General features: G+C 63.1%; 7 protein-coding genes and 1 pseudogene. All 8 read right to left on the bottom strand.

What is annotated here, in order from left to right; genetic code table 11:
- Positions 1-204: pseudogene (locus tag EN879_RS39905) on the bottom strand (RNA polymerase sigma factor); the annotation flags it as partial.
- Positions 205-279: 75 nt separating this feature from the next.
- A complete protein-coding gene (locus tag EN879_RS13970) occupies positions 280-3,030 on the bottom strand; it encodes a DUF2339 domain-containing protein (RefSeq protein ID WP_063167700.1) in 2,751 nt (916 codons plus the stop codon).
- Positions 3,031-3,113: 83 nt separating this feature from the next.
- A complete protein-coding gene (locus EN879_RS13965; protein WP_013532579.1) occupies positions 3,114-3,632 on the bottom strand; it encodes a PaaI family thioesterase in 519 nt (172 codons plus the stop codon).
- Positions 3,629-4,405, bottom strand: a complete 777-nt coding sequence (gene recO / locus EN879_RS13960; RefSeq protein WP_127274100.1) for a DNA repair protein RecO — start codon at positions 4,403-4,405, stop codon at positions 3,629-3,631. Before recO ends, EN879_RS13965 begins: the two co-directional genes overlap by 4 nt.
- Positions 4,406-4,537: 132 nt before the next feature.
- Complete coding sequence (locus EN879_RS13955) at positions 4,538-5,683, bottom strand: porin (RefSeq protein WP_013532581.1); 1,146 nt, start codon at positions 5,681-5,683, stop codon at positions 4,538-4,540.
- A 694-nt stretch (positions 5,684-6,377) separates the two neighbouring features.
- Positions 6,378-7,295 carry an aminoglycoside phosphotransferase family protein gene (locus tag EN879_RS13950; RefSeq protein ID WP_013532582.1) on the bottom strand — a complete coding sequence of 306 codons (918 nt, stop codon included), beginning with the start codon at positions 7,293-7,295 and terminating at the stop codon, positions 6,378-6,380.
- A gap of 5 nt (positions 7,296-7,300) precedes the next feature.
- On the bottom strand, positions 7,301-8,227 hold the full coding sequence (gene era / locus EN879_RS13945) for a GTPase Era (RefSeq protein ID WP_013532583.1): 927 nt from the start codon (positions 8,225-8,227) through the stop codon (positions 7,301-7,303).
- On the bottom strand, positions 8,224-8,979 hold the full coding sequence (rnc, locus tag EN879_RS13940) for a ribonuclease III (protein ID WP_013532584.1): 756 nt from the start codon (positions 8,977-8,979) through the stop codon (positions 8,224-8,226). Before rnc ends, era begins: the two co-directional genes overlap by 4 nt.
- Positions 8,980-8,989: the final 10 nt, after the last annotated feature.

The raw sequence follows: 8,989 nt of genomic DNA, 5'->3' as shown, positions 1-8,989 counted from the left end.
ATCCTGGACAAGGTCGTCGGCAGCGTCGCGGTCGCGCAAAAGCGAGCGTGCGTAACGGCGCAGGCGCGGTATTTCGCCAAGGATTGCTGCCTTCTTTTCGTCCATGACCGCTGGTTTCGAGGTCGCCCTTGTTGATCTGGATTGAACGCGCCTTCCGGGCGCGGCGCAAGCGGCCAGCGCGAAGCGGTCTCCCGCCCCGGTCACCCAAGCAATGAGATAACGCTGGCGAGTGCCGATTTATTCCCGGTCGGGGTGAAATCTTATTGTTCTTGCTTGCCTTTATCCGTTTTCCCTCGCCGCCCGTGTCAAAAGCCGCTGATAGAACAGGCCGATACCGATCAGAACCGCGCCGAGGCCGATGAAGGATAGCGCCCGGAGTACGCCTTCCAACTCCGACATGTCGAATATGAAGACCTTCAGCACGGCGATCGCGATCAGCGCGGCCGAAGCGATGCGCAGCACCTGCGATTTCAGCCAGACGCCAGCTGAGAGCAGCGCAACGCCAATCACCAGCCAGAGCGCCGAATAGGTGTAGGTTTCCAACTGGCCGAGGCCGCTCCACAGGCCGATGAATTCGCCCTTGAACAGGCGCCTCACCGACAGCGTGGCATAGGCGAAGGCAAGCGCGGCAGACACCACGGCCAGCATCTGCGCATACCATTTTGGCCGCTTGTCCCTGGCGTAGAGCGCCAGTCCCCCGGCGGCGACCGCCGGCAGGAGATAGGCGAGGAACAACAGGTTGAACACCGGGATACGGCCGGTCGATTCGTCGGTAAGCAAAGGATTCAGCACCACGAAATGCCTGACAACGATGAAAGCGACCGAGGCCACACCGGCGGCCATCGAACCATAGCGCAGCACCGAGCTTGGCGAGCGCATGTCGATGGCGACCAGGATGGCGCCGGCGCCGATGGCGATCAGGGTGTAGATCGACTGTTCGGCGAGCGTCATGGCACCCGTGTCGATGACGCCGCCATGCATGGCGTGGCGCACCAGCATGGCGAGCGTGAGCAGCGCAAACAGCGCCGCCGCCGCTTCCATGGCAAGGCGCGGTCGGCCGTTGGTGGTGCGCGCTAGCTGCCACGCGGCGAAGCCGAAGGCCAGTGCGGGCACGCCGTAGCCCGGCAGCAGCCAGTTGAACACCGGCGTCGTCGACAGGAAGCCGGCGCCGACAATGGTCGGGTCGAAGGCGACACGGCCAAGCACCGCGATCACCGCGCCGACCGAAATCCAGCCGAGCACCGGATAGGAGCGCCAGCGCGTGGCCAGCGCCGGCACGATGGCCGCCGCACCGAGCAGGATGGTGGTCCAGCCGGAATCGAAAGCCATATGCATGAGCAGGAGCCCGGCGATGGCCGCGCCGCCCAGGGCAAACGAGACCGCGACACCGCCCTTGAGCGGCGGCTCCTCGGCCCGCGCGATCCACTCGCCGCCGGCGGCGAAAATGACGACCAACAGTGCCGCTGCGGCGGCGTAGACAGGGTCACGGTCGAGATTGCCGAAAGTGAACCAGAGCGCCAGCAGGACGACCAGCGGGACGATGACGCCCCACGCCGCCCATGAGGCCGCACGTATCTGTGTCCCAGCGGCGAACCGGCGCGCGGCCCAGAAGCCGGCGCCGATGAAGACCAGGCCGAGTGCGATGCCGATGCGCAAGGTCAGCGCGTTGGACGTGGCCACCGGCAGTCCGTCGACGCCCAGGGCGCCGCCCGAAAAATCGGAAGCGATCGAGGTTGGCGGGATAATGCCGAGATAGATCAGCACCGTGACCAGTCCCGCGGCATAGAGGAGCGGCAGCGCCAGCGGACGATAAAGCGTGACCGCCACCATCGCGGCGATCACCACCGCGCCCGGCAAGGCATAGCCGGCGGCAGCAAAGGCCGGGTCTACCGACAGGCCCAGTGCCGAGAATGCGACGAACAGGCCAGGCACGATGGACGGCCAGTCGAAAGCCCTGTCTGGCGTGGTTTCGTCGCCACGGCGAGCGAGCCAGACAAGGGCGAGCACGGCCAGCGTGACGGCGTCGATGAGCAGGATCGCAGAGAGGTTCGCCCCCGGCGCATCGGTCATATAGAGAATGGTCCAGACACCGGTGCCGAAAAAGGCAGCCGCCATCAGCAACTTCCAGTCGCGCATGCGGGCGATGACGCCGGTGGCGGCAAGCACGATGGCGAGATAGCCGAACAGCGCCCAGGGATTGGGTGCCTGCGAGGCGACGAGCACCGGCGTCACCATGGCGCCGACAAGGCCGACGCCGGCCAGCGCCTGGCCGTGGACGAGCGCAGCGGCAATGGTTGCCACACCGATGGCCCCAAGCAGCGTGAAGGCGAGCGCCGGCCCGATGAAACCGTAAATGCCATGCGCGGCGTAGACGGTGCCGAACAGGATGAAGGCACCGGCCGCTGTCAAGATCGCCGGAATATAGGCGCCCGCGGCGCCTTGTACGGGCATCTTGAAGCCGGTGCGGCGGACGAACTCGCCGCCCACGACCAGCACAAGGCCGAGCGCGCCGGCCATGGTCAGCCGTACGCCGGGGCCGAAAATGCCGGCTTCGATGGTGTAGCGGATCAGGAACAGACCGCCCAGCGCCAGGGCGATGCCGCCGACCCAGACCGCCCAGCGGGTGCCGAGCGCGGTTTCGACATCGGATTGGCGGGCGGCTTTCGTCGCTCCGGGAAGCTCCGCGGGTTCCACCGCCTTCGGCGCCGGTTCTGGAGCGGTCCACGGCCCGGACACGATCTCGCCGGTCGAGTCTTCCGTTTCCGTGGGTGGCGCCGGTGCGGCGACCGGCTCGCTTGTCGCTGGAGAGGGAATGTCGGCCGCTGCCGCAACGGCTGGAATCACATCGGCGGGCACGTTGTCGGCCACCGTCTGTTCGGACGGCTTGGCCGCAGGCGGCACGGCTCCCGAGAGCACAAGGCTGCGCAGCGCGCCAAGCTCGCGCTCGACAAGGCCGATGCGGCTCTGCTGGCGCGAAATGATGACGAACAAGGCGATGATGGCGACAAGGCCGATCAGGCTCTCAAACATGGCGGTTCCCCCAAACCAGGCCAGTTTTCACTGACGTTTCGTCTCACTGACATGCAAATGCGGCGGCCAAACGGCCAGAAAACTCAGCGCGCCGCCAGATTGGCGGCCGGAAAGATCGAGCATGTTTCGGTGCCGAAAGCCAGCAGCTTGCCGCCGCCATCCTTCAGCGTCGCTTCCGACACCGCCAACGTGCGGCCCTTGTGAACAACCCTGCCCTCGCAGACCACTTCGCCGGTCTTCGGCGTGATGGGACGCGTCAAATTCACCTTGAACTCCGCCGTCGTATAGGCCTCGCCCTTTTCGAGCAGCGTCTGCACGGCACAGGCCAGTGCCGAATCGAGCAGCGTCGCCGCCCAGCCGCCATGCACGCTGCCCAGCGGGTTGAGATGGCGCTCGCTCGGCATGCCACGAAAGACAGCGCGCCCTTCCGAGACTTCGGTGAGAGTGAAATTCAGCTGGAAGGAAATCGGCGGCGCCGGATACTTGCCGTCGACGATGCGCTGCAGCAATTCCAAACCGGTGTATTTCAGGATGTCGGCGTGCGGAATGGTGCCGAGGCCGAGCGGTGAGACCCGGCCAGGATAAAGTTCGACTTCGCTCATGTGAGGATTTCTCTGGCTGCGTCCTCGCCAGCTATGGCCTTGCCGCGTGCGTGATGTTTGCGCAAGGCGGCGAGGAAGCCGGTACGAGCGTCCGGCGGCTCGATGCCGCGCGGCTCATAGACGTGGCGGTTGAAGAAGAAGCCGGTGAGCCGGAAGGCGTCGTCGACATCAACCGCATCCGCGCGCAGGCCGGAGCCGCGCTGCAGGAAGGCCGGCAGAGCCAGCATCCTGTCGCGCCCTGGCAAACCGGCTTCGCGCGATACCGCGCGTCCCGACTTCGGCGAAACATAGGCCAGGTCCTGTCGCGTGCCGGTGGCGGCGCATTGGCTGAGATCGAGGCCGAAGCCGAGTTCGTCCAGCACCAGAAGCTCGAAGCGCGCCACCAGTTCTCCGGCAACGTCGGCGTCGTCGAGATGGACGATCATCACGGCAAGCGTTTCGTAGAGACCTTCATGCGCGTCGCGCTCGGGCAGCAGGCGCAGATGCGCGGCCATGGTCTGCAAGCCGTAGACGGCGACGGCGCTGTCCATCAACCGGGCAGCATTCATCTCGATCGCTTCGGCCTGGAACGTGCCGAGATGTTCATCAAGGCGCGCACGCCACAACAGGTCGACGCGATTGCCGGGCTGGAGGACGGGCTGCTGTTTGCGCGAACGGCCGCCGCGAACAAGGCCGAGATGACGGCCATGCGCTCGCGTCAGCACCTCGAGAATGGCGCTGGTTTCGCCATGCTTGCGGGTGCCGAGAATGATTCCCTCGTCGCGCCATTCCATTTCAGGAGCTTTTCACCGATCGGGTGGCGAAATCAAGGTATGGGCTTGGCTCCTGGGTAACTCTCACACCAATGCATAAAAAACCGCCCGCAGCGATGTGCTGCGGGCGGGCTGGTGAGGTCAGTCGATCTGCTAGAAATTGCGCTGGAAGCGGACGATGCCGCCGACGCTGCTCTTCTTGTCGGCCTTGGTCCAGTTGTTGAAGTCGAAGTCGTCGAATTTTCCTGCATTGAGGTAATCGACTTCAGTCGTGACCGTAAAGCCGGGCACAATGGTATAGGCAACGTTGGCAGCGACGCCGAGGTTCTTCCAGTCGTCATAGGAAATCTGGGCGTTGAACGAGGTCTTCTCGTTGAACTTGTAGGTGCCGCCACCCCAGACTGCCCAGTTACCGCCCCACGGCTTGTATTGGGTACGGCCTGTGCCGAAGTCGTTGATGTTGTCGTTGGTGCCGTAGCCGCCCATGACGAACAGCGTCAGTTCCTTGCTGACGTTGACGTCCAAACGGACCTTGCCGGCCACTTCCTCATAGTTGCTGTCATAGGCCACGACGCCAGTGATCGCACCCCAGTCGCCCTTGTACTTCAAGCCGCCGACGACATGCGGAACATAGCTGTCGATGGTGTTGACGGCGGTGCCTTCCTCAAGCGAGACCACGCCCGTGAAGCCGCTGCCAGCGTCGAAGTAATAGCTGATGAGATTGGTATCCTTGACACCATACGGGATGAGCGTGTCCTGGATGACATTGCCGGCATAACCGATGAACTGGTCGTATACCGTTTCATCCTTACCGACGCGCAGGCCACCGAGCTGGATCCAGGCGAAATTGAGGGTGGTGGTCTTGTTGCCGGCCTGCCAGCCGTTGTTGGCCGGGGTCTGGTCGGTATAGTCGCCGGAGGAGTTGCCGAACTGGAAGCGAGTTTCGGTGAAGGTTTTCAGCGTGCCGAGCTCGGTTTCCTGGCCGGTATAAGTCCTCAGCGTGAAACGCATGTTCTTATACCAGGTGTCGTTCGTTCCGCCGTCCATGTGATCGGGAACGTTGTTGGCGCCATCGAGCGAGCCGGAATCGCCGACGCCCATGTCGTAGCGGAGGTAGCCGCCGATGCGCAGGCAGGTCTCGGTGCCCGGAATATAGAAGTAGCCGGCGCCGTAGACGTCGCAAATCTTGACGTATTCGGCCGGTTCCGGTTCGGCGACGACGACAGCGTCGGCGGCGCGTGCGCCGCTGACCGCGATCAGGGCCGCGGCTGAGCCGAGAAGGAGGCTCTTGATGTTCATTTTCTGACCTCTCCAGTCATAGTTTTAAATGGCTTCGGATTTGTGGCTGGCGGCAATGTTTTCCCGCCTCACCCCCACAACGAAAAAGGCTCACACCGCTCGCCCTTTTCAGCGGCGAACATACCCATCGATCATCTGCCTTCAATGACGATTTCCGAAATAATGCCAATTCCGCGAACAGATTAATGCTGTGTTGCACAAATAACACTTGCCGCGATGGCGAATGGCACAAGTGGCACAACGTCACACATTGAATATATATACGGATACTTTCGCGACTAAATATAACTACGACGTTTTATATTTCTAAAAGACCGCACAATGTGGAATATCTACCTGGTTTTCGCCGACATCGACCTGAATCTTGCCGACCCCTCTATCGCCAGGTGACGCCCATTCGCCAATCCCACTCTGATGCCGAGGCGAAAAGCGGGATGACGCTTCCAAGCCTGTCTGCTTCTTCCAAGACGATCGAAACCCTGGAGCGCTGTGGTGTCCCCGATTGTGACAGCAGCCAAACGTTCAAAACGATTCCTCCGTGACGCCTCTCAGTCGACCTTGGCGACACGGGCGACGTGGTCGTCCGCCTCGATCAGGCGGATCGGCACTCCCGGGAAGCATGGCGTCGGTCGGAATGTCCCTGGTCGCGCCATGCGACGGCGGATGTTTGGCGACGGGACTGGGTTTTGGTTGGCTAGAGTGGCTTATCGTTCGGCGCTTCACGCTCGCGCGCGCGGTCGGCAAGGACTTCATCGATTACGTGACAGGATTTCTCAACCTCAACAGGGTTGGCGTCGATCTGTCCAGCGACCGTGATCAGCGCCTTCCAAAGCGTCCAGCCACGACCGCGCGCCCACATCGCCTCGTCGGCCGGAAGCCCGGCACGAAACGCCTCCCGGTTTTTGCCTTCAAACAGCGTCCACGCAATCGCCAGATCGCAGGCGGGATCGCCGACGCCGGAGGTTCCGAAGTCGATCACCGCGCTCAATCGGCCTTGCCTGACCAACAGGTTTCCCCAGCTGACGTCACCGTGGAACCAGACCGGCGCACCGTGCCATTGTGCGGCAAGTGCTGCCTCCCACACCGCACTGGCTGCGGCCGTGTCGATCTTGCCGTCGAGGGCGGCAATCGCTTGCCGGGCCTCGCCATCGTAGACGCTGAGTGCTCCGCCGCGAAAGAAATTGTGCTGTCCCGGCGCCGGTCCACCGGTGGCATCGATACGCTGAAGGGCGACCAGGAACGCGGCCAGGTCGGTCGCAAATTGCGGCAGGGTGGCAATCCGCTCGCGCTCTGCCGTCTCGCCTTCGATCCAGCGGTAGACGGACCAGTGCCAGGGATAGCTTTCGGCCGGAACTCCCATCGCCAGCGGCACCGGGATCGGCAGCGGCAGCAGAGGTGCGAGCCTCGGCAGCCAGCGATGCTCCTTTTCCACCTGCAGGGAATAGGCCGCGGCGCTTGGCAGTCGCACGGTCATCTCGCCGCCCAGATGAAAGGTCCTGTTGTCCCATCCGCCTGATGCAACCGGCCTGACCGGAAGATCCTTCCACTTGGGAAATTGCGTGGCGATCAATCGGCTGACAAGCGTTATGTCGATGTTCGGCTTGCTGACCATCGAGCCTAGCGCGGAAACTCGAGCCCCATTTCGCGGTAGCGCTCGGGGTCGTCGCCCCAGTTCTCGCGCACCTTGACGAACAGGAACAGGTGCACCTTCTGTTCGAGGATGCCTGCTATCTCCATGCGCGCCGCCTGGCCGATGGCGCGGATGGTCTCGCCCTTGTGGCCGAGAACGATCTTCTTCTGGCTGTCGCGCTCGACATAGATGGTCTGGTCGATGCGCACCGAGCCGTCCGGCTTCTCTTCCCATTTCTCGGTCTCGATATGCGAGGAATAGGGCAATTCCTGATGCAGCCTGAGATAAAGCTTCTCGCGCGTGATCTCGGCCGCGAGCTGGCGCATCGGCAGGTCCGAGATCTGGTCTTCCGGATAGTACCGGGGACCGACCGGCAGAGACTCGGCCAGATAATCGAGCACGTCCTTGCAGCCGGAACCGGTCAGCGCCGACACCATGAAGGTGCGCTTGAACGGCACCCTTTCGTTCGCTGCCGCCGACAGAGCCAGCAGCGCTTCGTGCTTGACGCGGTCGACCTTGTTGAGGATCAGCACCATCGGCTGGCGCACATCCTTCAGCCGTTCGAGGATGGCGTCGGCGTCGCCCCTGATGCCGCGCTCGGCGTCGATCAGAAGCAGTACGATATCGGCGTCCTTGGCCCCACCCCAGGCGGTGGTCACCATCGCCGTGTCGAGCCTCCGCTTCGGCTTGAAGATGCCGGGCGTATCGACGAAAACGATTTGCGCATTGTCATGCGTGGCGATGCCGCGCACGATGGCGCGGGTCGTCTGCACCTTGTGGGTGACAATCGACACCTTGGCGCCGACCAATTGGTTGACCAAGGTCGACTTGCCCGCATTGGGCGCGCCGATCAGCGCGACAAAGCCGGAATGCGTGGCGGCGGCTGTGGTCGCCGGCTCTTCGGTAGCGGTCATGCCGCGCTCCCTTCACTGGAGGGCCGCGAGCCCCCCGATTTTTGGGCCGATGCGGCGGCCCAAACGCCTTCGCGCACAAGAAATGCCGAAGCCGCCGCTTCTTCGGCCGCCCTGCGCGAGCCGCCGGTGCCGCTTATCGGCGCAAAGCCGCGGACCTGCAAGGATACAGTGAAGACCGGCTGATGGTCGGGTCCCTCGCGCTTGTCGATCACATACTCGGGTCTGATATCGCTGGTCTTGGCAATCCATTCCTGCAGATCGGATTTCGGATTGAGCGGCTTTGCGATCACCGTATGCGAGCGCGGTTCCCAATAGCGCAGGACGAACCGCCGCGCGGCCTCGATGCCACCGTCGACGTAAACCGCCGCAATCAGCGCTTCGACCGCATCCGCCAGATAGTTTCCGCCCGAGCCGCGCGACCGCATCTTCAAGGCAGAATCGGCGCGGACCAGATCCTCCAGCTGCATTTCGATGCCGATTTCGGAGCAGGTCCGCGCATCGACCAGCGCATTGAAGCGCGGCGCGATTTCACCTTCCGGCGCATCGGGAAATTTTTCGAAAAGCATATCGGCGACGACAAGCCCGAGCACGCGGTCGCCAAGAAATTCAAGACGCTGGTTGTTGGTGGCCGCCTTGACCGCACTGGAATGCGTCAAGGCGGTCTCAAGCAAACGGATATCCTTGAAGACGTAACCGGTCTTGGCCTTCACCAAACCGGCCAGTGTTTCGCCTGTCGGGCGCTTCAAAGCCATCAATTGACGA

The sequence above is a fragment of the Mesorhizobium sp. M7A.F.Ca.AU.002.02.1.1 genome (assembly GCF_003998535.1).
Lineage (GTDB): Bacteria > Pseudomonadota > Alphaproteobacteria > Rhizobiales > Rhizobiaceae > Mesorhizobium > Mesorhizobium ciceri.
The sequence above is the reverse complement of the archived record's forward strand: the minus strand, read 5'-3'. Positions and strand labels throughout refer to the sequence as shown.